Source organism: Anianabacter salinae, assembly GCF_019061145.1.
GTDB classification, from domain to species: domain Bacteria; phylum Pseudomonadota; class Alphaproteobacteria; order Rhodobacterales; family Rhodobacteraceae; genus Anianibacter; species Anianibacter salinarum.
Map to the genome: position 1 here is coordinate 360,226 of NZ_JAHQZS010000003.1, position 23,908 is coordinate 384,133.

A 23,908-nucleotide genomic window follows, 5' to 3' on the forward strand; every position below is an offset into this window, starting at 1 on the left:
ATGACGTTCGACCTCCCCCCCGTCCGGGGCACGCTGACACAGGCCAAGCCGCTGGCAGAGCTGACGTGGCTGCGCGTCGGCGGGCCTGCGGACTGGCTGTTCCAGCCTGCGGACGCGGAGGACCTGAGCCAGTTCCTTGCGGCGCTCGATCCCGAAATCCCGGTGTTTCCCATCGGCGTTGGGTCGAACCTGATCGTGCGGGACGGCGGCATCCGGGGTGTGGTGATCCGGCTGGGACGTGGGTTCAATGCAATCGACATCGACGGACAGACCGTCACGGCAGGGGCGGCGGCGCTGGATGCTCATGTCGCGCGCAAGGCGGCCGAAGCTGGTACGGATCTGACATTCCTGCGCACCATCCCCGGCGCCATCGGCGGTGCGGTCTGCATGAACGCGGGCTGCTATGGCACTTACATCGCAGATGTTTTCGTCTCTGCAACCGGGATCGACCGGGCGGGGCGCAAGATCACCCTGACGGAGGGTGACTTGTCTTTTTCCTACCGCCACGCGTCCGTCCCCGAAGGCGTGATCCTGACCTCCGCCACGCTGCGAGGCCCCGAAGGCGACCCCGCCACCCTTGCAGGAAAAATGCAAGACCAGCTTGCACGGCGCGACGCGACGCAGCCCACCAAGGACCGCACTGCCGGATCGACGTTCCGCAACCCCGCCGGGTTCTCGTCGACGGGGCGCGCGGATGACACTCATGATCTCAAGGCGTGGAAGCTGATCGACGACGCCGGGCTGCGGGGCCACCGCCTGGGCGGCGCGCAGATGTCGGAAAAGCACCCCAACTTCCTGACCAACACCGGAACCGCCTCCGCCCATGATCTCGAATCGCTGGGCGAGGAGGTGCGAAAAAGGGTGTTCCAAACCGCCGGCATTCAGCTAGAGTGGGAAGTAATCAGGGTCGGCGAACCGGCCCGCACATAACGACAAAAGCGACCGGGCAAGAAACGACCCGGCAACACGAGGCACAGGTGGCGGAGAGGTCGAGCAGGACACTCCCGACCGTGGCGGTTTTGATGGGCGGGCCCTCGTCCGAACGAGAGGTGTCGCTGTCCACAGGGCGCGAATGCGCGACCGCCCTCCGGTCCGAGGGATACGAGGTGATCGAGGTCGATGCTGGCCCCGATCTCCCTGAACGCCTGCGCGCGCTGGCGCCCGATGTCGTCTTCAACGCATTGCACGGACGCTGGGGCGAGGATGGCTGCGTGCAGGGCATCCTCGAATGGATGAAGATCCCGTATACCCATTCCGGCGTTTTAGCCTCTGCGCTGGCGATGGACAAGGAACGGACCAAGGCCGCCTACCGCGCCGCCGGTCTGCCCGTGGTCGAAAGCCGTCTTGCCTGCAAGGCCGAGGTGATGGCGCGGCACGTCTTGCCGCCGCCCTATGTCGTGAAACCCTACAACGAAGGCTCGTCCGTCGGCGTCTACCTGGTGCATGAGGCGGCGAACGCGCCGCCGCAGCTGTCCGAAGACATGCCCGAGATCGTCATGGTCGAACGCTTTGCGCCGGGGCGCGAGTTGACGACCACCGTGATGGGCGACGTTGCGATGACCGTGACCGATATCCTGACCGACGGCTGGTATGACTACGACGCGAAATACAAGCCCGGCGGCTCGCGGCATGTGCTGCCCGCCGAGGTGCCGCAGGACATCTTTGACGCCTGCCTCGACTACGCGCTGCGCGCGCACAAGGCGCTTGGCTGCCGGGGCATCAGCCGGACCGATTTCCGCTGGGATGCCGCCAAGGGGCTGGCGGGCCTGATCCTGCTGGAAACGAACACCCAGCCGGGGATGACGCCGACCTCGCTGACGCCCGAACAGGGGCAGCATGTCGGGATCAGTTTCGGCAAGCTGTGCGCCTGGCTGGTGGAGGATGCGTCATGCGACCGCTAAGCGCACCCCGCCGCGATCCCGCGCCGTCGCGCCTGGCCTACCGGGCGCAGCGCATCTGGCTAACGCCGCTGTTCCGGTCACTGATCCGCACCGGGCTGCCGACGTTTCTGATCGTCTTCCTCGCCGCCAGCTACCTGTCCAATCCCGCCACCAAGGATTCGATCCACGACGTCATCGAGAACGTGCGCCAGTCGGTCGCGGAACGTCCCGAGTTCAAGGTCGAGCGCATGGCGATCGACGGCGCGTCCGAGGAGTTGTCGCAGGACATCGCCGAGGTGACGAACATCGACTTTCCGATGTCCAGCTTCGACCTCGATCTGCCGGGTTTGCGCGAACGGGTCGCGACGCTGGATGCCGTCGCCGAGGTGCGCGTGCGCATCCGTTCGGGCGGCATCCTTCAGGTCGATGTGGTGGAGCGCAAGCCAAAGCTGGTCTGGCGCTCGCGCGAGATGCTCGAAACGATCGACGCGGAAGGCCGCCGCGTCGGCGCTCTGGCCAGCCGGATCGACCGGCCCGACCTGCCGCTGGTGGCGGGCGACGGTGCGGACGTCGCCGCCGCCGAGGCGCTGCGCGTCTACGCCGCCGCCGGTCCGCTGGCCCCGCGCATCCGCGGCCTGCTGCGGGTTGGGGAACGGCGCTGGGACGTCATCCTTGATGAAGACCAGCGCATCCTTCTGCCCGAGGCCGCACCGGTGCGCGCGCTGGAGCAGGTCATCGCCATCGACCAGGCGCAGGACATCTTTGCCCGCGCCATCGTGGCCATCGACATGCGCCTGCCGCATCGCCCGACGCTGCGGCTGACCGAACCCGCCCTTGAAGAGTTGCGGCACCTCAGGGCGCTTTCCGTTGGAGCCGAAGCCAGATGACCGACCTCTACCAGACCCAGCGGACGATGCGGAACATGCGCAAGGCCGCGATGCAGCGCGGGCTTGTGGCAATCCTTGATGTCGGCACGTCCAAGATCGCCTGCCTGATCCTGCGCTTTGACGGGCCAGAGGTGTTCCGCGAGAGCGACGGCATCCGGTCCTTGGCGGGGCAGTCGTCGTTCCGGGTGATCGGTGCGGCGACGACCCGATCTCGCGGGGTGCGCTATGGTGAGATCAGCGCGATGCAAGAGACAGAGCGCGCGATCCGCACCGCCGTGCAGGCCGCGCAGAAGATGGCGAATGTTCGCGTCGATCATGTGATCGCCTGTTTCGCGGGGGGCAATCCGCGCAGCTATGGGCTGGCGGGCGAGATCGACCTGCAGGACGGTATCGTTCAGGATCAGGACGTGGGCCGCGTGCTGTCGGCCTGCGAGATGCCCGACTACGGCGACGAGCGCGAGGTGTTGCACGCCCAGCCGGTGAACTTTGCGCTCGATCACCGCTCGGGGCTGGACGATCCACGCGGGCAGGTCGGGGGGCGGCTGGCCTGCGACATGCATATGCTGACGGTGGACACCACCGCGATCCAGCATCTGCTCTACTGCATCAAACGGTGCGATCTGGAACTCGCCGGGATCGCATCCTCGGCCTATGTCGCGGGCATCGCCAGCCTCGTCGAGGACGAGCAGGAACTGGGCGCGGCCTGCATCGACATGGGCGGCGGCGCGACGGGCCTGTCGATCTTCATCAAGAAGCACATGATCTACGCCGACTCTGTGCGGATGGGCGGGGATCACGTCACGTCCGACATCTCGAAGGGCTTGCAGGTGCCTCTGGCGACGGCCGAGCGGATCAAGACCTTTTACGGCGGCGTCGTCGCCACCGGGATGGACGACCGCGAGATCATCGAGGTCGGCGGCGAGACCGGCGACTGGGAGCGGGACCGCCGCACCGTCACCCGGTCCGAGCTGATCGGGATCATGCGCCCGCGTGTCGAGGAAATCCTGGAAGAGGTGCGCGCCCGGCTGGATGCAGCCGGGTTCGAGCACCTGCCAAGCCAGCAGATCGTATTGACCGGCGGTGCCAGCCTGATCCCCGGGCTGGACGGACTTGCGCCAAAAATCCTGGGTCAGAGGGTCCGTATCGGCCGCCCCATGCGGGTTCAGGGCCTGCCCCAAGCCGCCACCGGCGCCGCCTTTGCAGGGGCTGTTGGCCTGACGCTGTTCGCCGCGCATCCGCAGGATGAATGGTGGGATTTCGAAGTGCCGTCAGACCGTTACCCGGCGCGGTCCCTGAAACGCGCGATCCGGTGGTTCCGCGACAACTGGTAGGCCCCACATCTATGCAAACCGGCGAAATCCCGCGTAAGACCAAGGAAAGTGCCACATATTTTGTGGCGAAATCGTGATTTAGGCGTGACGTGAGTCGCAAGTCGCGGTAGTGTATTTGCAAAGCAGGCAGTGAACGGTCCGAAGTGGCCGGAAAAAACAGAGCAGGCGGACGATCATGACACTGAATCTCAGGATGCCCGAGCGGGAAGAGCTCAAGCCGCGGATCACCGTGTTCGGTGTCGGTGGTGCAGGCGGGAACGCCGTCAACAACATGATCCAGAAGGAACTGGACGGGGTCGACTTTGTCGTCGCCAACACCGACGCGCAGGCGCTGCAGCAATCGCTTGCCCCGTCGCGCATCCAGATCGGCGTGAAAGTCACCGAAGGGCTTGGCGCAGGCGCGCGCCCCTCGGTCGGCGCCGCTGCCGCTGAGGAAACGATCGAAGAGATCGTCGACCACCTTGCGGGCGCACACATGTGCTTCATCACGGCGGGCATGGGCGGGGGCACCGGCACCGGCGCCGCGCCGATCATCGCGCAGGCCGCCCGCGAATTGGGTGTGCTGACCGTCGGCGTCGTGACCAAACCCTTCCAGTTCGAGGGCGCGAAGCGGATGCGCCAGGCCGAGGAAGGCGTCGAGGCGCTGCAAAAGATGGTCGACACGCTGATCATCATTCCGAACCAGAACCTGTTTCGCCTTGCCAACGAGAAGACGACCTTCACCGAGGCGTTTTCGATGGCGGACGATGTGCTCTACCAGGGCGTCAAGGGCGTCACCGACCTGATGGTGCGGCCCGGCCTCATCAATCTCGACTTTGCCGACGTGCGCGCGGTGATGGACGAGATGGGCAAGGCGATGATGGGCACCGGCGAGGCCGAGGGCGAGGATCGTGCGATCCAGGCCGCAGAGAAGGCCATCGCGAACCCGCTGCTGGACGAGATCAGCCTGCGCGGCGCGCGCGGCGTTCTTATCAACATCACCGGCGGCCACGACCTGACCCTGTTCGAACTCGACGAGGCGGCCAACCGCATCCGCGAGGAGGTCGACCCCGAGGCGAACATCATCGTCGGCTCGACCCTCGATGTGTCGATGGAAGGCGTGATGCGCGTCAGCGTCGTTGCCACCGGCATCGACGCGTCGGACATGAGCCTTGAGGTTCCCGTTCCGCGTCGCCGCCTGGCCGAGCCGCTGCAACCGACCGAAGTGGTCGAAGAGCGGATCGAGGCCGCGCAGGTCCACCACGAAGAGCCGCGCCAGCCCGCCTACCGCGAGCCGGTGCAGCAAGAGCGCGCCTACCACGAGCCGCAATTCACCGAGCCGGCGGAAGAGCCGTCGCTGTTCGACAGCTACCGCGCGCCTGATCCGGTGCGGGAGACCGCGTCCTACCGCGACGCGCCGCAGGATCTGCCGCCGCCGGTCTATCGCCCGGCGCCCGAATCCCGGGTAGAGCATCACCGCGAGGACAGTTTCCCTGCGGATCGCTATGACGACCGCTACGACGAGATCCCGCGCGAAGAGCCGCGCGCTGCGTTCGTCGCGCCCAAGGCCGGAACGCCGACCCCCGAGGCGCTTGCCCGGCTGCAGGCCGCCGTTCAGAAAACGCCGCGCCGTCCGGGCCGCCCCGAACGCGCCGCCGCACCCGAGCCGCAGGCCGACAAGCCGCGCTTCGGCATCAATTCGCTGATCGGCCGGATGACGGGCGGGCAGGCAGAGGCGCATGCCGAACGTCCCGCACCGCGCGCCGAACAGCCGCAGATGCGCAGGGCCGCGCCGCAGCAGCCGCAGACGCAATATTATGACGACGAGGGCGAGAACGATCCCGAACAGGACCGGATCGAGATTCCCGCCTTCCTGCGCCGTCAGGCCAACTGATCCAGGCACACCATCTGGACGATCCTGAAAGGCCCGCGTTTTCGCGGGCTTTTCCATGTCTTATCAGGCCTTAGCGCGGCGATCCTGCCACAGTCGGCAATTTCCCGCCCATGCTTGGCAGGGGGAACATGCAAGATTGCAAATGGTTACGCTAATGAGCATTTAATCCTCTTCAACGGTGCGGGCTGGGGAGTTGGGCACCGGCGCGGGGGAAACCCGCAAAGGGGACAGGTTTGCAGACAACGATCAAATCTCCGATCAGCTTCAAGGGGATCGGGCTTCACTCTGGCAAGCAGGTGCGCGCGACGATCCGTCCGGCGCCCGCCGAGCAGGGAATCTGGTTCCGCCGCACCGATGTCAGCACCGCCGACAGTTATGTCGCTGCGCGCTGGGATGCGGTCGAGCAGACCGAACGCTGCACCCGCGTGGCGAACGCCGACGGCGTGACCGTTTCCACGATCGAGCACATCATGGCCGCGATTGCCGGATGCGGCGTTCATAACGCCGTGATCGAGATCGATGGGCCGGAACTGCCGATCCTCGATGGATCTGCCGCGCCCTTCGTGCAGGGCATCGTGTCGCGCGGGCTGCGCAAGCTGGGCGCGCCAGTGCGAATCCTGCGCATCACCGATACCGTCGAGGTCCGGCAGGGCGACGCCTTTGCGCGTCTGGAACCCGCCGAAGGCTTCGAGATCGAATTCCAGATCGACTTTCCCGATGCAGTGATCGGCAAGCAGCACAAGCGTCTGGACATGGCGAATGGCGCCTTCGTGCGCGAACTGTGCGATTGCCGCACCTTCGGGCGCCTGTCGGATGTCGAGATGCTGCGCGCCAACGGGCTTGCCCTTGGCGGATCGCTGGACAACGCGCTGGTCGTCGATGGCGGGCGGGTGCTGAACCCCGGCGGGATGCGCCACAAGGACGAGCCGGTGCGCCACAAGATGCTGGACGCGCTGGGCGACATCGCGTTGGCCGGGGCGCCGATCCTGGGGCTCTACACCGGCTACAAGGCTGGCCATGCGCTGTCCAACAAGCTGCTGCACGCGCTGTTCGCCACCCACGGGGCAACCCGCATGGAAGACGTGTCGGACACGCTGGCGCGGCGGCTTCCGGGCATGGGGGTCAAGCCGACGGACGTTCCGGTTCTCGCCCGCGCGGCGTAAGCGACCGATCACGTCGTTGGGGCTTTTTGCCGGACGTTCTTTCGTGCTAGATCAACGACCAAGGCGGCAGCCGCTTCTGGGCTGCCGAAGAGGATGGGGGCCGCACGGATGACGGTTGAGATTTCCCGCACCAAGATCAGGGGCGCCGCGACAGCGAGCCTCGTTCTGCTGCTGGCAGCTTGCGGTGGCGGAGGCGACAACGCACCCGACGTGGAAAAGCTGTCCGCCGAACAGATCTACGAGCTGGGCGAATACGAGCTTGAGGGCCGCGACGACCCCGAGGACGCGGCGCAGTATTTCGCCGAGGTCGAGCGGCTGTATCCGTATTCCGAACTCGCCAAGCGCGCGCTCATCATGCAGGCCTTCGCCTATCACGAAGACAAGAACTACGAGGCCAGCCGCAGCGCGGCGCAGCGCTACATCGACTTTTATCCGGCGGATGAAGATGCGGCCTATGCGCAGTATCTTCTGGCGCTCAGCTATTACGACCAGGTCGATGACGTGGGCCGCGACCAGGGCGTGACCTTTCAGGCGCTGCAGGCCTTGCGCACCGTGATCGAGCGCTATCCCGACAGCCCCTATGCCAAGTCCGCCGTGCTGAAGTTCGACCTGGCCTTCGACCATCTCGCGGCGAAGGAAATGGAGATCGGGCGCTACTATCTCAAGCGCCAGCATTACACGTCTGGCATCAGCCGATTCCGCGTCGTGGTCGAGGAATTCCAGACCACCACCCACACGCCCGAGGCGCTGTATCGCCTGATCGAGGCGTATCTGTCGCTGGGCCTGACGAACGAGGCACAGACGGCGGGCGCGATCCTGGGCTACAACTTCCAGTCGTCGGAGTGGTACGAGGACGGCTTTGCGCTTCTGACCGGGCGCGGCTTGCGGGCCGAGGTTGCGGGCGACAGCTGGCTGCGGGCAGTGTATCGCCAGACAGTGCGCGGCCAGTGGCTTTGATGGGGTGCGCACGGCGCGCACCTGATGTAGATCACGGGCATGCTGCGCACGCTTGAAATCCGCGACATGTTGATTATCGACCGGCTGGAGCTTGAGTTCCGGCCGGGCCTCAACGTGCTGACCGGTGAGACCGGGGCGGGCAAGTCCATCCTGCTTGATTCGCTGGGCTTCGTGCTGGGTTGGCGCGGCCGCGCCGAACTGGTCCGCGCGGGCGCCGAGCAGGGCGAGGTGACGGCGGTCTTCGCGCTGACCCCCGGCCATGCCGCACATGAGGTGCTGGCCGAGGCGGGCCTGCCTGATGAGGGTGACGAGGTGATCCTGCGCCGCATCAACACCCCCGACGGGCGCAAGACCGCCTGGGTCAACGACCGCCGCACCACCGGCGAGGTGCTGCGGCAACTGTCCGACGTTCTGGTGGAACTGCACGGCCAGCAGGACGACCGGGGCCTTTTGAACCCGCGCGGGCACCGCACGCTTCTGGACGACTACGCAGGCACGGCGGACATGCTGGCCGAGGTACGCGGCGCCTGGCGCGACCTGTCGGCTGCGCGCAAGCGCTTGTCCGAGGCCGAGGCGGCGCTGGACAAGCTGCGCGCCGACGAGGACTTCCTGCGCCACGCGGTCGCGGAACTCGACAAGCTGGCGCCCGAGCCGGGCGAGGAAGAGGCGCTGGATGCCAAGCGCCGCATGATGCAGTCGGCCGAGAAGATCGGCGAGGACATCGCGCGCGCCCACGCCGCCCTTGGCAGCGAGGGCGCCGAGGCGATGTTGACCGACGCGGTGCGCTGGCTGGAAGGCGTGGCGGAACATGCAGGCGGCAGGCTGGACGCCCCCATCGCCGCGCTGGGACGCGCGATCGAGGAACTGGCCAACGCTGAGCAAGGCGTGTCGGACACCATAGGCGCGCTGGACTTCAACCCTGCGGATCTGGAAGCTGCCGAGGAACGCCTGTTTGCCATCCGCGGCCTGTCGCGCAAGCACGGCGTTATGCCCGACGATCTGCCCGCCTTCGCCGACGAGTTGCGCGGCCGCCTGTCCCGCGTGGACGGCGGCGAGGGCAACCTGCGCGATCTTTCGCGCGCTGTGGGAGAAGCCGAGGTGCGCTATGGCGCGGCGGCGGGCGCCCTGTCGGACGCGCGGCGCGTGGCCGCTGGCAGCCTCGATGGCGCGATGGCCGAGGAACTGGCGCCGCTCAAGATGGAGCGCGCGGTGTTCCGCACGGTGATCGAACCCGCCGATCCAGGCCCCGACGGGCAGGACGCGGTCGCCTTCACCGTCGCGACGAACCCCGGCGCACCCGCTGGCCCGCTCAACAAGATCGCGTCCGGGGGCGAGCTGTCGCGCTTCCTTCTGGCGCTCAAAGTCTGCCTGACGGAAGGCACCAGCGGCCTGACGATGATCTTCGACGAAATTGACCGCGGCGTCGGCGGCGCGACGGCGGATGCCGTGGGGCGGCGCCTGCAAGGGCTGGCGGACAAGGGGCAGGTGCTGGTCGTCACTCACTCGCCGCAGGTCGCCGCGCGCGGGGCGCATCACTGGCGCGTCGAAAAGCGCGTGCAGGGCGACGTGACCACCTCGACTGTGACGCCGCTGGGCGCAGGCGAGCGCGTGGACGAGATCGCGCGCATGGTCGCGGGCGACACCGTCACCGACGAGGCACGCGGCGCCGCGCGGGCGCTGCTGGCCGGTTAGCGGTCGCGCAGCCGCAAAAGAGACTGCCGCCCGTCCCGCTCGAACAGGATTTCCCAGGTGCGCGGCATCGCCTGAGCGATGCGCGCCACATCGCGGCTGGTCTCGACGGGCTGGCCGTTGATCTGGCGCAGGATGTCGCCAGGGCGCAGGCCCGTGCGCTGCGCAAAGGCGCTCACCTGCGTCACGACGACGCCGACCGCGCCCAGCGGCAGGCCGGTTTGCGCGATCACGGCGGGGTTGATCGTGGCGATGGCGAGCCCGCCCAGCGAGCTGCGGGTCTCGATACGGATCTCGTCGCGCGGCGGATCCTCGGGCGCTGCCGCCAGCGTCACAGTGGCCGTGCGCCGCCGCCCGCCGCGCAGATACGTCACCTCGGCCTCTGTCCCGACGCCAAGGGTCGTCATGCGAAAGGTCAGCTCTGCCTCCGCCTCGACCGGCTGGCCCCCGAGGGTCAGGATCACGTCGCCAGGCTCGATCCCTGCGGCCAGGAACGGGCTGCGCGGATGCGCGTCCGCCACGATCACCCCTTGCGGCGGCGACAGTCCCAGCGTGCCTGCCATCGCCGCATCCACCGGCTGCACCGCGACGCCTGCCCAGGGACGCGCGATCTCGGTCCGGCCGGCCTGCGCTTGCGCCACGTACTGCGCGACAAGATTGGCCGGGATCGCAAAGCCGATGCCGTTCGATCCGCCCGAGCGGGTCAGGATCGAGGTGTTGATCCCCAGAAGAGCGCCGCGCATGTCCACCAGCGCGCCTCCGGAATTGCCCGGATTGATCGGCGCGTCGGTCTGGATGAAATAGCCATAACGACCGCCGATGTTGCCGCCCGACCGCGCCAGCCCGGAAACGATCCCCGACGACACCGTCTGCCCGACGCCAAAGGGATTGCCGATGGCCAGCACCAGGTCGCCCACCTCGGCCGCATCCGAATCGGCGAAGTCGAGCGCGGGCAGGTCCGACGCGCCGGACAGCCGGATCACGGCCAGGTCGCTGTCCTCGTCTGCAAGGATGACGCTGCCGTCGAACTCGCGCCGATCACTCAGCACCACGCGGATGTCCGTTGCGCCGCCGACGACGTGGAAATTCGACACCACGATCCCGCCCGGATCGACGATGACGCCCGAGCCAAGCGAGTTCTGCACGCGCTCGACCGTGCGCGGCGGGCCGAACACCCCCGAAAAGAACGGATCGCTCGCGAAGGGCGACAGCCGTTCGGCGACGATGCGCCGCGCGTAGATGTTGACCACCGCCGGGGCCGCCTCTTTCACGACGGGCGCGAAACTGAGGCCGATCTCGGCGCGGCTGCCCGGCAGGAAGGCCGAGGCAGGCAGGGGAAGCGCCGCGGCAAGGACAGCGAGAAGAACGGCGAGCCGGAACATCGTGACCTCATTCACCTTGCGCACACACGGCATTTGAGCGATCCCGAAGCGGTTTTACAAGCAGCAGGAGACCGCCCGTGCCGCATCCGTTCCATCTGGCCTATCACGTGCGCGACCTCGATCAGGCCCGCGCCTTCTACGGCGGCACCCTCGGCTGCGCCGAGGGTCGCTCGACCGAAACCTGGGTGGATTTCGATTTCTTCGGCCACCAGATTTCGCTGCACCGCGGAGAGCCCTTCGCGACCGCGGACACCGGCAAGGTCGGCGACCACATGGTGCCGATGCCGCATCTCGGACTGGTCCTGCCGCTGGCGGACTGGAAGACCCTGCGCGACCGGCTTGAGGCGGCGAACACGCCATGGGTGATCCCGCCTCAGGTGCGTTTCGAAGGCCAGCCGGGAGAGCAATGGACGATGTTCTTCCGCGATCCGTCGGGCAACCCGATCGAGGTCAAGGGCTATGCCGAGATGTCCGGCGTCTTCGCGGCCTGAAACAAATGTGCGCCTGCGGCGCAAGCCTTGCTCCGGGCGCGCCGCTTCGCTTTGCGCCCGGGGCAGGGGGGCTCTGCCCCCCGCCGCGCGTGCCGCGCGACTCCCCCCGGAGGTATTTGCAGACCAAAGATGACCAGGGGTGCCGCCCTTGCATCTTTGGTCCCGAAATACTCGGGAGAGTGCGAGAGGGAACGGCTCGCACGTACCGTAGCGGGCTCGATGCCCGCAAGGGGCGTTCCCCCGGCACGGCGTCTGCCGGTCAGCGCATCCAGAGATTCTCGGACTTGATTCGGTTGCGGATCACCTGCTCGCGGGTCGGCAGGCTGGACCGGTCGAAGAGGGCGCGCACCTTCTCGCCGCGTTTCTGGAACACGAAGCGCTTGATCGGTTCGTGCTGTTTGACGATCTTCTTGACCTTGTTGGGCTGGGTGATCGCCTCGAGAACCTCGACAACGCGGTCGCTTTCGCGGGCGTAGAGCAGGGGGAACATCCGGTAGTGGCAGCTGACGCTGCCATCGAGGGTGCCTTCGGGGATCGTGCGGCGTGCCCCGCCGAAGGAATGGATCACCAGCGGAAGCACGATCTGGTCGAGCCAGGGGTAGAGTTCCTGGCACACCAGTTCTTCCGGCGGGTCGTCGCGCACGGACCTGGCGTAGTCGAGAAACCGCTGTCCAAAGGCCTGCGGGTCTTCGTGGAAGAACCAGCCGGCGTTGAAATACATGAACCGCGCCCAGTATTCCTCGGGTTGGGCATTGTCGATGGTCGGGCCGATGTCGAGGTCGAAGCGGTCGTAGAGCGCTTTCCATGTCGCGTGGTAGCCGGGGCCGTAGAGTTCGATCTGCGGCCATGTGCCTTCGCGGCGCAGCGACGCGCAGGGGCGCGCGAAGTCGAAGGGCACCTCGGACAGCGCCCCGGTGATCAGGGTATCGGTGTCGAAGAAAACGAAGGGCTCGCCCGTCGGCAGCGCGGCGAGGCCTTCGATCTTGTTGCCGTTCGGGTAGGACGTGCCGAATTCGCGGGTCTCGAAGGGGACGATCTCGGCACCGAATTCGCCGGTCAGAAGCGCGCGGGCGTCGTCGTTCTGGATCCGTGGATCGTCTTTCCAGCGGGGGCCCGGCTGGGGTTCCAGCACGATCAGGCGGCCCGTAAAGCCGGGGTCGGAATGGCGCAGCGACGCGGCGAAGAGCACCGCCTCGTAGGTCAGCCGACCGCCCTGCGCGACGATGGCGACGTTGAAGGGATTTGCCGCTGACATGAGAAGGTGCTGCCTGTGCCCGTGTTTTGAGGCAGTATAGGCGGTGTGGGCCGTTCCCGATAGTCCAAGCCGTCACTTGAGGAGCCTGAAGATGCGTGTTCTGAGCCTTGCCCTTTGCCTGCCGCTGACCCTCGGCGCCGGGTCCGCCGCCGCCCAGTTCGAAGGAATGTCTGTGAAACCGATCCTCGAGATGACGCGGGCGAACTGGATCGCCGTGCGTGAATGGGACGGGCAGGACCTGATCTATTTCACCCATATCGAAGTCTACCGCTGCGGGCTGTCCCGCATCGACTATTCGGTGAATGACGGCAAGGCGCAGTCCTATGCGGCGGAGCCGTGTCACGAGGGCCGCACGCCGCCCAACGCGATGACGCTCGAGGGGCATCTGCCTTTCGTCGCGCAGCCCCTGGGATCGGTCGACACGGTGACCGTGCGCCTGACCTTCGAGGATGGCAGCGAGGCGTCGGCGCGCTTTGACCGTGCGGGCGCGCTGATCGACTGATCGCCGCGGGGGCGGAAAACGCTTCGTGCAGGAGCCGGGCTGCGGTTAGGCTGGGCTTGCCAGACAGGAGGCCTGCCGATGCACCGCTTTTCCCTTTCCCTTGCCGCCTGTTTCGGCGCCGTGGTCGCCGCGGCGGACGCCGCACAGGCCGCGCAAGCGGTGTTCGTTTGCGACGGGATCGGCGATGGCAGCTACATCGTCATGATCGAGTCGCCCAACACCGATAGCGCGCAGGCGATCTATCTGCTTGGCATGGACAACGGTGGCGGCGCGTCGGTGACGCCGATGCAGGCCGCCGTGACGGGATCTGGGTTCCGCTATGTCGGCGGCGCGCTCGAATTGCGCGGCAAGGGGGCTGCGGCAACCCTGACCGACAACGGGTTCGAGGTGCCGTGCGAGACCTTTGAAAAAGTCGCGGGGGCGCCGGTTCCCTCGGGCGCCGCGACGGACGCGTTTCCCAAGCGTGCCTTGGCGATGGGCGGCAACCTGCGGGCGGGGCCGGGTACGCAGTTCTCGGATGTCGGGTCGGTCGCCTATGAGACAGAGATCGTCCTGCTGCAGGATACCGGCATCGTGATGGACGGCTACACCTGGTTCCGCATCCAGCTTCCGAATGGGGTCAGCGGGTTCCAGTGGGGCGGCATCATCTGCGCCCCGTTCGAGCCGGTCGCCGGTCTGCTGGAAGACTGCGTCTGAATGGCTGCCGCGCGCGGTCATCTTGGGGAAAATGGTGGGCGACCCAGGAATCGAACCTGGCGTGGGTCTCCCCGGCGGAGTTACAGTCCGCTGCCGCACCTTGCAGCCCGTCGCCCATCGTGAGGGGCTGATTAATGCCGCCCCTCTGGCCCGTCAACCGGAAAATCCCTTGCGGGCCACAGGCCGACAGGGCAAGGCAGACGCCATGAAAAAACCGAAATGGATCATCGAGAAAGAGCAGGCGCGGCGGGCCGAGGCGGCGGAAACCGTCTGGCTGTTCGGCTTGCACGCGGTGCGCGATGCGCTGGTGAACCCCCGGCGCGAGAAGCTGCGGCTGATCGTCACCAAGAACGCCGCCGACCGTCTGGGCGAGGCGCTGGCGGCGGGCGGGCCGGAGCCCGAGATTGTCGATCCGCGCAAGTTCACCGCGCCGCTCGATCCAGGCTCGGTGCACCAGGGCGCCGCGCTCGAGGTTCGGCCGCTGGACTGGGGCGGGGTGGACGCGCTGGCCGATGCGGGGCCGAGGGCGACGGTGGTGCTGCTGGACCGGGTGACCGATCCGCACAACGTGGGTGCCATCCTCCGCTCGGCCGAGGTGTTCGGTGCGCGCGCGGTGATCGCGCCGAAGCGGCATGCGGCGCCCGAGACCGGCGCGCTGGCCAAGACTGCGAGCGGCGCGCTGGAGCGGCAGCCCTATCTGCGGGTGCCCAACCTTGCGAACGCGATGGAGACGCTGCGCGAGATGGGGTTTCACCTGCTGGGCCTCGACGGCGAAGCGACCGCAACCTTGGCCGAAGGGCTGGGGCAGGCGGGCGATGCGCCTGTCGGGCTGGTGCTGGGCGCCGAGGGCCCCGGCCTGCGCGAGCGCACGCGCGAGACCTGCGACACTCTGGTCCGCATCCCCTTTGCGGGACAATTCGGATCGCTCAACGTCTCGAATGCGGCGGCGGTGTCCCTATATGCTGCGGGGACACGCTGACAGCGACGGGGACAGATGCCGCACGGAACCAAGATCGCCACTTGCTGCTATTGCGGCACCCGCGCCGCGCTGGTGCTGACGGGGCAGACCCGGCACGAGCTGGCCTGTTCGGCTTGCGGCGCGCCGCTGCATGACATGAAGGCCCTGCGCCCGGTGTCGCAGCGACCGGACGACCATGAATTGGTGCGGCCCAGCCGGGTCCGGGGCGGCAAGCCGAAACCGGAGCCGCGAAAGTCGACGGGAGACAAGCGCAAGAAGAAGCGCAAGTCGCCGATGAAGCGGTTCCTGTCGGAGGCCTTTGACGTCATCGAGGATATCTTCGACTGACTGCGACCGGGGCCTGCGCGCGGAAATATGGTCGAATTGTGTTTTTCAATCACGTTTTCATGACGCGGCCTTTAAAGCGGCGCCGTGTTACCTATTTCTCACACATGGACGCGGGTTCGGAACACCCGCGCTTCACTTCACTGTCCCTCGTTCCGTGACTGGCGCCCAAGGTTCACCTTGGGCGCTTTTTTCTTTTCGTGGCGGTGATAGAAGGCAGGCCATGAGCTATTCGGATGCCCATCTCAGGGAGGTCCTGACGCGGACGCGGACCATTGCCTGCGTCGGCGTGTCGATCAATCCGGTGCGGCCAAGCTATTATGTGGCGCGCTATCTGACGCTCAAGGGCTTCGTGGTGCACCCGGTCAATCCCGGTCATGCCGGAACCCGCCTGTTCGGCCGCGAAATCCGCGCGTCGCTGGGGCAGGTGCCGGACCCCGAAGCGGTGGACATGGTGGACATCTTCCGCCGGTCCGAGCATGTGCCCCCGGTGGTGGAGGAGGCGCTGGAGGTGTTTCCCAACCTGTCGACGGTCTGGATGCAGATCGGGGTCGAGAATTCCGAGGCCGCCGCGATGGCCGAGGCGCGCGGCGTGACGGTGATCCAGAACCGCTGCCCCAAGATCGAATACCAGCGCCTGTTCGGAGAGCTGCGGATGGGCGGGTTCAACACCGGGATCATCTCGTCGAAGCTGTAGGTCTTGCGCCGCCTTTGGCGTCGATGCTTTCAGTTTGGCGTCGCGGGGGGAAGGGGGGCGCTGCCCCCCTCTTGGCCTTCGGCCAATTCACCCCCCGGAGGTATTTTCAGACCAAAGATGCGAGGCGCGTGCGTGCGGGTCAGCCTTTCCGGGCGGCCTTTTCGTCGATGCCTGAAGTGCCTTCGCGGCGGTCGAGTTCTGCCAGCACATCCGCGAGGGCCACGTCGCGGGCGGCGAGCATCACCAGCAGGTGATAGAGAACGTCGGCGGCCTCGGCGGTCAGTTGCGCCTTGTCGCCCGCCACGGCGGCGACGATCGCCTCGATGGCTTCCTCGCCGAATTTCTCGGCGGCTTTCTGCGGGCCCTTGGCGAGCAGGCGCGCGGTCCAGCTGCTGTCGGGATCGGCGCCCTTGCGGGCGGCGATGGTGGCGGCGAGGCGGTCGAGCGTGTGCATCATCAGAGCCTTACGGGAATGCCTGCGGCGGCCATGTGCGCCTTGGCCTCGGCGATGGTGTAGTCGCCGAAGTGGAAGACCGAGGCGGCGAGCACCGCACTGGCGCCGCCTTCGGTGACGCCCTCGACAAGGTGGTCGAGCGTGCCGACGCCGCCCGAGGCGATGACAGGGACCGGCACGGCGTTCGAGATGGCGCGGGTGAGCGGGATGTTGAAGCCCGCGCGCGTGCCGTCGCGGTCCATCGAGGTGAGCAGGATTTCACCGGCGCCCTTGGCGGTGACCGTGCGGGCGAAGGCGACGGCGTCGATGCCGGTGGCGCGGCGCCCGCCGTGGGTGAAGATCTCCCACTTGCCGGGGTCGCCCTGGAGGGGCGCAGGTGGTCTGACGGTCTTGGCGTCGATGGCCACCACGATGCACTGGCTGCCGAAGCGGTCGGCGGCGCGCGCCACGACGTCGGGGTCGGCGACGGCGGCGGAGTTGAAGCTGACCTTGTCGGCCCCCGCAAGCAGCAGGGCGCGCACGTCGTCCACGGTCCTCACGCCGCCGCCGATGGTCAGCGGCATGAAGCACTGTTCCGCCGTGCGGGTGACGAGGTCATGCATCGTGCCGCGATTTTCGTGGGTGGCGGCGATGTCGAGAAAGCACAACTCGTCCGCGCCCGCGGCGTCATAGGCGCGGGCCTGTTCGACGGGATCGCCCGCGTCGATCAGGTCGACGAAATTGACGCCCTTGACGGTGCGGCCATTGGCGACGTCGAGGCAGGGAATGATGCGGGTCTTCAGCATGGCGATGGGGTTACGGTATAGCGCGGGTCTTGGAAAGAGGCGCGCGCCAGGCTCACGCCGCCAGCGCGGCTAGCGCCGCACGCAGGTCGAGCGCCCCGTCATAAAGCGCGCGGCCCGAGATCGCGCCCGCGATGACGCCGGTCTGCTTCAGCGCGATCAGATCGCCCATCGACGACACGCCGCCTGAGGCGATCACCGGCACCGACACGGCGCGCGCCAGTTCCTCGGTGGCGTGCACGTTCGGGCCACCCATCGCGCCGTCGCGGTCGATGTCGGTGTAGATGATCGCGGCGATGCCGGCGTCCTCGAAACGCCTCGCCAGATCGGTGACCATCATGTCCGTCTCTTCCGCCCAGCCGCGGGTGGCCACGCGCCCTTGCCGCGCATCGAGGCCCACCGCCACCTTGCCAGGGAAGGCGCGCGCCGCCTCGATCACCAGATCGGGGTTCTCGACCGCCACGGTGCCGAGGATCACGCGGGCGAGCCCCTTGTCCAGCCACATGCCGATCGTGTCCATGTCGCGGATGCCGCCGCCCAGCTGGCAGGGGACAGAGACGCGCGCGAGGATCGCCTCGACCGCTGCCGCGTTCACCGGTTGACCAGCGAAAGCGCCGTTCAGGTCGACGAGATGCAGCCATTCGCAGCCCGCCTCCTGGAACGACAGGGCCTGCGCGGCAGGGTCGTCGCCAAATACGGTGGCCTTGTCCATGTCGCCTTTCAAAAGCCGGACGCACTGGCCATCCTTGAGGTCGATGGCGGGGTAGAGGATCATGGCGGGCTCCGTCCTGTCAGTGTCGGGCGCCGTCTTGCCACGGGCGGGCGGAGGGCGCCAGTGGGCGGTGCATGCAGGTCATGACGCAAGGTCGCACTTGATGCGGCGGGGGGCAGGGCGCGATGATGCGGGCCATCTCAAGGGAGGAGACCCATGATGAAGTTTGCAAGCGTTCTGGCGCTGGCCCTCGGGCTGGCATCGCCCGCCTTCGCCGCCGATCCGGTCGAGGGCATCTGGAAGACCGAGGTCGATGACGGTGCCTATGCGCATGTCGCGATGACGCCCTGCGGCGACAAGCTGTGCGGCACGATCCACCGCACATTCAACGCCTCGGGTGAATACGAGTCGCCGAACAAGGGCAAGGTCATGGTCATCAACATGGTGCCGCAGGGCGGCGGCAAGTATGCGGGCAAGGTCTGGCGCCCGTCGAACGACAAGATCTACACCGGCAAGATGGAACTGCAGGGCGACGCCCTCAAGCTGTCGGGATGCATCGCGGGTGGGCTTCTGTGCTCGGCGCAGGACTGGCAGCGCGTTCAGTAACCTGCCTTGGCAGCGCACCATTGCAAAGGCCCCGGAGATCGCTCTCCGGGGCCTTTTGTCATTCGGCGGCGCGCAGGGCGGGCGCCATGGGCTCTCCGTGCGGCGGCGACGGCGCCTGTTCGGTGTCCCACAGGATCGTCGGGGATTTCACCTTGCGGGCGGCGCGGCGCAGCGCCCAGTCCTCGGCGGCCTTGCTGCCGCGTCCGAAAGACAGCCGCCCCAGCAGCCGTGACAGGGCCAGAACGTAGGTGTTGAACCAGACCCGGACCGCCAGCATCGACGGCGTGAAGACCAGCGTAAGGACCGTTGCGATGCCAAGGCCGAACACCACGGCGGTCGCAAGCTGCTTCCACCAGAGCGACGTCGGCGAGTCGATCGCATAGCCGCCGCCGATGAAATCGAGCGACAGGCCGAACATCATCGGCGCAAGCCCCGCCATCGTGGTGATCGTGGTCAGAAGCACCGGGCGAATGCGATCCTCGGCGGTGCGGATGATCGCCTCGCGCCGGGGCATGTAGCTGGAATATTCCTGGTAGGTGTCGATCAGGACAATGTTGTTGTTCACCACGATCCCTGCCAGCGCGACGATCCCGGTGCCCGTCATGATGATCGAGAACGGTTGCTGCATCACCAGCATCCCGATCAGCACGCCCGCAGTGGACAGCACCACCGCCAGAAGCACCAGCACGGCGTTGTAGACCGAGTTGAACTGCGCCAGCAGGATGATGAACATCAGGCCAAGCGCGCCTGCAAAGGCGGTTTGCAGGAAGGCCTGGCTTTCGGCCTGGTCCTCCTGGTCGCCGGTCCATTCCCAGTCGACCCCGGCGGGCAGCGGTTTCTCGGTTTCAAGCCAGGTCGTCAGCGCCGCAATGCGCTCGTTGGCATTCAGCGGCGACAGGCTTGCCTCGCCGGATGCCACGGCGTCGATCAGCGCGGCGCGGTCTGCGGCCTCGATCACGCGGTAACCGGCGCCGTCGGTATCCCGCACGGCGGGCGCGGCGGTGCTGCCGTCCTCAAGGGCCTGAACGATACCCAGAGTGGCGCCGTCCGGTCCGCTGACGATGGACATGCGTTCGGCGACGGCGGCCTTGATGTCGAAATAACGCTCCTGGTCGACGCGGTTGATCTCGCCCAGCTTCTGCACCGGCGAGCGGGTGACGAAGTTGGACAGCGGCACCAGACCGTCCGCCGTGCGCAGTTTCAGGCTGTCGAGCGTCGAGAGGACGCGGTCGTCTTCGGGAAACCGCACGCGGATGTCGATTTCCTCGTCCGAGGTGTCGACGCGCATGGTGTCAAGAAGCAGGCCACGGGTGACAAGCTGCACCATGCCGCCGACCGTCGCCACATCCGCGCCGTAGCGGCCCGCCGCCTCGACATCGACATCGATCTGCCAGTCGATGCCGGGCAGGGGGCGGGTGTCGTCCACGTCGGCAAGGCCCGGCATCTGGTCGAAATAGCCGCGCGCGGTGGCGGTCGCGGTCAGAAGATCGTTCCAGTTCTCGCCTTTGACGCGCAGCGCCACCGGCTTGGGCGAGGCAGGCCCCATCGCAAGGTTCAGGATCTCGGTCTGGATGCCGGGGATCGTGGCCAGCTTTTCCTCGAGCCGCGCCAGAACGGCGTCGCCGTCATAGGCGGGATCGATCTCGGTGTCTTCGAAGGGCAGGATGCCGAACAGCCGGATTTCGTTGGTCACGCGCGGGCGATCCTCCCATCGCACCAGTTCCATCTGGACCTGCCCGATGGCGTCCTTGGGGCCCTCGGCGCCGCCGGTGTTGGAATTCAGCCCGCCGTCGCCCGCGAAGGAGAACGCGCTTTCGACGCCTTGGGTCGACAGCACGGCCGCCTCGACCTCGCGCACCAGCGCGTCCTTTTCCGCAAGCGACAGGTTGCCGCGCGCCTTGACGTAGACAAGTGCCTGCTCGGGTTCGCTTTCGACGAAGAACTCGACGCCGTAGTTGTTCTGGCCGAAGTAGGTGAAGGTCGAGATCACGAAGCCGATCACTGCCGCGATGGTCACGATCGGCATGATCGGATTGCCGACGATGAAGCGGATGAAATAGCCGAACGGCGTACGGCCGTGACCCGCCTTGATCCGGCGCGGCTTGCGCTCGATCTTGGCTGCGCCAAGTGTGACCGAGGTGAGCACGGCACCGCCAAGGAACAGCACAGCGCCGGGCAGCCAGGCGATGGCACCGGGCATGGGCGACTGCGTGCCGCCGAAGACATAGCCGGGGTTCAGAAGCTGCATCGCGCCGACGAAGACCATGTAGGCGGAGGGGATCACCAGCGCCGCGCGCAGGGCCCACCACGGAACGCTGCGCTTGAGCGCGGTTGACGCGCGTTCGAACGTGCGGCTCAACCGGCCTGCGACGCCGCCCATGACGGGAAGGAAGATCAGCGCCACGATCAGCGACGCCGACAGCACGAAGATCAGCGTGACCGGCAGCATCCCCATGAACTGCCCCGGCACGCCCGGCCAGAACAGCATCGGCAGGAACGCGCACAGCGTCGTCGCGGTGGAGGACACGATCGGCCAGAACATCCGCTGCGCCGCCTCGACATAGGCGGTCATCGGGCCAGAGCCTTCCTGGATGCGCTTGTCGGCGTATTCCACGACGACGATGGCCCCGTCGACCAGCATCCCCACGGCCAGGATCAGGCCGAACATCACGATGTTCGACACCGTGACGCCCATCGCCGCGAGGAACACGAAGCACAGCAGGAACGACGTCGGGATCGCGAAGCCGACCAGGAGCGCGGACCGGGTGCCAAGTGCCGCCAGCACCACGATCATCACCAGCGCGATGGCGGTCAGGACCGATCCCTCAAGCTGGCTGACCATCGAGGCGACGGTGAAGCTTTGGTCGTTCGAGGTGCCGACATTGACGGCGGCCTGAAGCTCTTGTGGCCAGGACACCTGCGCTTCGGCCACCTCTGCGCGCACCAGCGCCGCGGTGTCGATCAGGTTGTAGCCCTTGCGCTTGACCACCTGCAGCGCGATCGTCGCGTCACCGTTGAAGCGTGCGGTGCCGACGCGGTCCTCGAACGTCAGGCGGATGTCTGCGAGTTCGCCCAAGGTCACCACGCGGTCGCCGTTCACCTTGACCGGCAATTCGTAGATGTCCTGCTGTTCGTCGAACGAGGACGGGATCTTGACGCTGAACGCGCCGTTCTCGGTCTCGACCTCGCCCGCGGCGATCAACTGGTTGTTGTTGCGCACGACGTTGATCAACTCGCCCGCGGTCACGTTGTAGGCTTCCAGCCGCAGCGGGTCGATCACGACCTCGAGCATCTCGTCGCGCGAGCCTGCGATGGCGGCCTCCAGCACCGGCTCCAGCCCTTCAAGGCGGTCCTGCAGGTCCTTGGCGACACGCAGCAGCGTGCGTTCCGGCACAGGGCCGGACAGGTTCACGATGACGATGGGGAATTCGGAAAAGTTGATCTCGTTGATCGAATACTGCTCGGCGCCCGAGGGAAAGCTGGCCTCGGCGTTGCTCATGGCGTCGCGGACATCGGCCATGATCTTGGTCTTGTCCCAGCCGAATTCGAATTCCAGCGCGACGCCCGCATAGCCTTCGGCGGCGGTCGAGGTCATCGTCTTCAGCCCGTCCAGATCGGACAACTCGGTTTCCATCGGCTTGACCAGAAGCGTTTCTGAATCCTCGGCCGAGATGCCGGGGAACGGCACCGACACGAACAGCGCCGGGATCTCGATATCCGGCTCGCCCTCCTTGGGAAGGCTGACATAACTGTAGGCGCCCACGGACAGGGACAGCACGATCAGCGCGATGATCATGCGGGCGCTGTCGCCCGCCCATTTCACGATGCCGGTCATTCGGATGCCTCACGATAGGTGGGGTTCACGGCGACGCCTTCGCTGACGTATTCCTGCCCGACGACGATCACGTCGACCGATGCGGGCAGGCCGGATACATAGATGCCGTCCGTCGCATCGCGCAGCACGCCCACCGGCAGGAACACGACATGGTTGGTGTCCTCGACCGCCCGAATGCCAAGCGTGCCGTTGTCATCAAGCGTGAGGGCAGATTGCGGCACGATATGTGCATCCTGGCCTTCGGTGCGAATCAGGATTTCCACGGTCTGCCCGTCGCGGATCGACAGATCGTCGTTCGGCACGGTGACCTCGACGCGGAAGGTGCGGGTCTGCGGATCGGCGGAGCGCGACAGGAACGTGACCTTGCCCAGCACGTCGCTGCCGCTGGCAAGGCGGGCGCCTGCCTGCGCATCCAGTTCCACGCGGTCGACCTCGGTTTCGGGGACAAAGCCGACCAGCTTGATCGGCGACAGCTGTATCACCGTGGCGCAGGACATGCCCGGCTGCAGCAGCGCACCCAATTCGGCGGCGTCCGATTCCAGCAGGCCGTCGAACGGCGCGCGGATCGTTAGGCGCTCGATCTCTTTTTCGGCAGAGGCGACGGCGGCCTCGGCAGACTGGATACCGGCCTGCGCGTTCTCGACGCCCGCCTTGGCAGACGCCACGCCCGCCTTGGCGCTTTCCAGCCGCGAATTGGCCGTTTGCACCGCGGCGCGCGCGCTTTCAACGGCAGCCTCGGTCGCGGCGACGCGAGATTGCGACGCGAAGCCGTCAGCACTGAGCGAGGTGGCGGCGTTGTTGTTGATCTCGGCTTCGCGCAGACGCGACTTGGCCTCGATCACGCCAGCTTCGGCGGCGGGCACCTGCGCGCGGGCCTCTTCAAGACGCGCTTGCGCTTCGGGCACGCGCGACCGCGCCTCGGCCAACCGCGCCTCGGCATCGGCAAGGCTGACCTGCCGCGTGCCGGGGTCAAGTTCGCACAGGATATCGCCTGTGGTCACGAATGCGCCCTTGCGCAGCGGGTCCGACACGACCTGGCCGCTGGTCTCGGCCTTGACGTCGACCTGCCGCGCCGCCTCGGTCCGGCCGCGCACCAGCACCGCTTGCTCGATGGGCGCGGCCTTGGACGATACGGCAACCACGCGCACGGCAGAGGACGCGTCCGCGTCTTCGGCGGCCTCGTCCGCGCCGCTTTGTGAAACGGGCTCACCTGCCGCGAAGGCCAGAAGCGCCTGACGCTCGAACACGAGCATGTACAGTGAACCGATGACCAGAATGGCGGTCAGGATTGGAAAGAGTTTCATCAAGGCCTCGAAGTTCGTTCCTGCCCGCCCCGTGCCGCCCGGTCCGCAAAACTCTGGCGTCGTGTCGGCGCAAGTGGGTATGGGTTCATACGCTAAACCGTTCGGTTCA

Annotated in this window: 22 protein-coding genes and 1 tRNA gene; 15 read left to right on the top strand and 8 right to left on the bottom strand. The window is 66.9% G+C overall.

Features of this window, described 5'->3' with window-relative positions:
* The 8 genes from murB (at window position 1) to recN (ending at window position 9,783) form a co-directional block, all read left to right on the top strand.
* Window positions 1-930, top strand: a complete 930-nt coding sequence (murB, locus tag KTJ87_RS10765; RefSeq protein WP_267139121.1) for a UDP-N-acetylmuramate dehydrogenase — start codon at window positions 1-3, stop codon at window positions 928-930.
* A 92-nt stretch (window positions 931-1,022) separates the two neighbouring features.
* Complete coding sequence (locus KTJ87_RS10770; RefSeq protein WP_267139258.1) at window positions 1,023-1,901, top strand: D-alanine--D-alanine ligase; 879 nt, start codon at window positions 1,023-1,025, stop codon at window positions 1,899-1,901.
* Entirely contained in the window at window positions 1,889-2,767 is an 879-nt protein-coding gene (locus tag KTJ87_RS10775; RefSeq protein ID WP_267139122.1) for a cell division protein FtsQ/DivIB, read from the top strand. The genes KTJ87_RS10770 and KTJ87_RS10775 overlap by 13 nt, the downstream gene beginning before the upstream one ends.
* Complete coding sequence (gene ftsA / locus KTJ87_RS10780; protein ID WP_267139123.1) at window positions 2,764-4,098, top strand: cell division protein FtsA; 1,335 nt, start codon at window positions 2,764-2,766, stop codon at window positions 4,096-4,098. The genes KTJ87_RS10775 and ftsA overlap by 4 nt, the downstream gene beginning before the upstream one ends.
* 175 nt (window positions 4,099-4,273) lie before the next feature.
* On the top strand, window positions 4,274-5,971 hold the full coding sequence (gene ftsZ / locus KTJ87_RS10785; protein WP_267139124.1) for a cell division protein FtsZ: 1,698 nt from the start codon (window positions 4,274-4,276) through the stop codon (window positions 5,969-5,971).
* A gap of 233 nt (window positions 5,972-6,204) precedes the next feature.
* Window positions 6,205-7,134 carry a UDP-3-O-acyl-N-acetylglucosamine deacetylase gene (lpxC, locus tag KTJ87_RS10790; RefSeq protein WP_267139125.1) on the top strand — a complete coding sequence of 310 codons (930 nt, stop codon included), beginning with the start codon at window positions 6,205-6,207 and terminating at the stop codon, window positions 7,132-7,134.
* Between the two features lie 108 nt (window positions 7,135-7,242).
* The gene (locus KTJ87_RS10795; RefSeq protein WP_267139126.1) at window positions 7,243-8,091 is read left to right on the top strand and encodes an outer membrane protein assembly factor BamD; all 849 of its coding nucleotides are present in this window, start codon (window positions 7,243-7,245) and stop codon (window positions 8,089-8,091) included.
* Window positions 8,092-8,130: 39 nt separating this feature from the next.
* Window positions 8,131-9,783 (top strand): DNA repair protein RecN, encoded by a 1,653-nt coding sequence (gene recN / locus KTJ87_RS10800; RefSeq protein ID WP_267139127.1) that lies wholly within the window; start codon window positions 8,131-8,133, stop codon window positions 9,781-9,783.
* On the opposite strand, the gene KTJ87_RS10805 is transcribed toward recN, so the two are convergent.
* Complete coding sequence (locus KTJ87_RS10805; protein WP_267139128.1) at window positions 9,780-11,162, bottom strand: trypsin-like peptidase domain-containing protein; 1,383 nt, start codon at window positions 11,160-11,162, stop codon at window positions 9,780-9,782. The genes recN and KTJ87_RS10805 overlap by 4 nt on opposite strands.
* Window positions 11,163-11,239: 77 nt before the next feature.
* Between KTJ87_RS10805 and KTJ87_RS10810 the strand changes: the two genes are divergently transcribed.
* Window positions 11,240-11,653, top strand: coding sequence for a VOC family protein (locus KTJ87_RS10810; RefSeq protein WP_267139129.1), 414 nt, complete (start codon window positions 11,240-11,242; stop codon window positions 11,651-11,653).
* Window positions 11,654-11,912: 259 nt separating this feature from the next.
* Here KTJ87_RS10810 and KTJ87_RS10815 read toward each other — a convergent pair whose 3' ends face one another.
* Entirely contained in the window at window positions 11,913-12,908 is a 996-nt protein-coding gene (locus tag KTJ87_RS10815) for a hypothetical protein (RefSeq protein WP_267139130.1), read from the bottom strand.
* A 91-nt stretch (window positions 12,909-12,999) separates the two neighbouring features.
* On the opposite strand from KTJ87_RS10815, the gene KTJ87_RS10820 reads away from it, so the two are divergent.
* The gene (locus tag KTJ87_RS10820; protein WP_267139131.1) at window positions 13,000-13,410 is read left to right on the top strand and encodes a hypothetical protein; all 411 of its coding nucleotides are present in this window, start codon (window positions 13,000-13,002) and stop codon (window positions 13,408-13,410) included.
* A gap of 78 nt (window positions 13,411-13,488) precedes the next feature.
* Window positions 13,489-14,106, top strand: coding sequence for an SH3 domain-containing protein (locus KTJ87_RS10825; RefSeq protein WP_267139132.1), 618 nt, complete (start codon window positions 13,489-13,491; stop codon window positions 14,104-14,106).
* A gap of 32 nt (window positions 14,107-14,138) precedes the next feature.
* On the opposite strand, the gene KTJ87_RS10830 is transcribed toward KTJ87_RS10825, so the two are convergent.
* A tRNA-Tyr gene (locus tag KTJ87_RS10830) sits at window positions 14,139-14,222 on the bottom strand.
* An 89-nt stretch (window positions 14,223-14,311) separates the two neighbouring features.
* Here KTJ87_RS10830 and rlmB point away from each other — a divergent pair.
* The 3 genes from rlmB to KTJ87_RS10845 all read left to right on the top strand — a co-directional run bounded on the left by rlmB (window position 14,312) and on the right by KTJ87_RS10845 (window position 16,106).
* Window positions 14,312-15,085, top strand: a complete 774-nt coding sequence (rlmB, locus tag KTJ87_RS10835) for a 23S rRNA (guanosine(2251)-2'-O)-methyltransferase RlmB (RefSeq protein WP_267139133.1) — start codon at window positions 14,312-14,314, stop codon at window positions 15,083-15,085.
* Between the two features lie 15 nt (window positions 15,086-15,100).
* The gene (locus KTJ87_RS10840; protein ID WP_267139134.1) at window positions 15,101-15,412 is read left to right on the top strand and encodes a hypothetical protein; all 312 of its coding nucleotides are present in this window, start codon (window positions 15,101-15,103) and stop codon (window positions 15,410-15,412) included.
* 220 nt (window positions 15,413-15,632) lie between these two features.
* Window positions 15,633-16,106 (top strand): CoA-binding protein, encoded by a 474-nt coding sequence (locus tag KTJ87_RS10845; RefSeq protein WP_267139135.1) that lies wholly within the window; start codon window positions 15,633-15,635, stop codon window positions 16,104-16,106.
* 139 nt (window positions 16,107-16,245) lie between these two features.
* On the opposite strand, the gene KTJ87_RS10850 is transcribed toward KTJ87_RS10845, so the two are convergent.
* From KTJ87_RS10850 to hisA, 3 genes are read right to left on the bottom strand one after another with little or no spacing between them, the layout of a single operon-like run.
* Window positions 16,246-16,560: a phosphoribosyl-ATP diphosphatase gene (locus tag KTJ87_RS10850; protein ID WP_267139136.1), complete on the bottom strand. Its 315-nt coding sequence runs from the start codon at window positions 16,558-16,560 to the stop codon at window positions 16,246-16,248.
* A 2-nt stretch (window positions 16,561-16,562) separates the two neighbouring features.
* A complete protein-coding gene (gene hisF, locus KTJ87_RS10855; protein WP_267139137.1) occupies window positions 16,563-17,345 on the bottom strand; it encodes an imidazole glycerol phosphate synthase subunit HisF in 783 nt (260 codons plus the stop codon).
* A gap of 52 nt (window positions 17,346-17,397) precedes the next feature.
* Complete coding sequence (gene hisA, locus KTJ87_RS10860; RefSeq protein WP_267139138.1) at window positions 17,398-18,117, bottom strand: 1-(5-phosphoribosyl)-5-[(5-phosphoribosylamino)methylideneamino]imidazole-4-carboxamide isomerase; 720 nt, start codon at window positions 18,115-18,117, stop codon at window positions 17,398-17,400.
* Window positions 18,118-18,270: 153 nt separating this feature from the next.
* On the opposite strand from hisA, the gene KTJ87_RS10865 reads away from it, so the two are divergent.
* Window positions 18,271-18,660 carry a DUF2147 domain-containing protein gene (locus tag KTJ87_RS10865; RefSeq protein WP_267139139.1) on the top strand — a complete coding sequence of 130 codons (390 nt, stop codon included), beginning with the start codon at window positions 18,271-18,273 and terminating at the stop codon, window positions 18,658-18,660.
* Between the two features lie 58 nt (window positions 18,661-18,718).
* Here the strand turns inward: KTJ87_RS10865 and KTJ87_RS10870 are convergent, their stop codons facing one another.
* The gene (locus KTJ87_RS10870; RefSeq protein ID WP_267139140.1) at window positions 18,719-22,495 is read right to left on the bottom strand and encodes an efflux RND transporter permease subunit; all 3,777 of its coding nucleotides are present in this window, start codon (window positions 22,493-22,495) and stop codon (window positions 18,719-18,721) included.
* On the bottom strand, window positions 22,492-23,799 hold the full coding sequence (locus tag KTJ87_RS10875) for an efflux RND transporter periplasmic adaptor subunit (RefSeq protein WP_267139141.1): 1,308 nt from the start codon (window positions 23,797-23,799) through the stop codon (window positions 22,492-22,494). Before KTJ87_RS10875 ends, KTJ87_RS10870 begins: the two co-directional genes overlap by 4 nt.
* Window positions 23,800-23,908 lie beyond the last annotated feature (109 nt).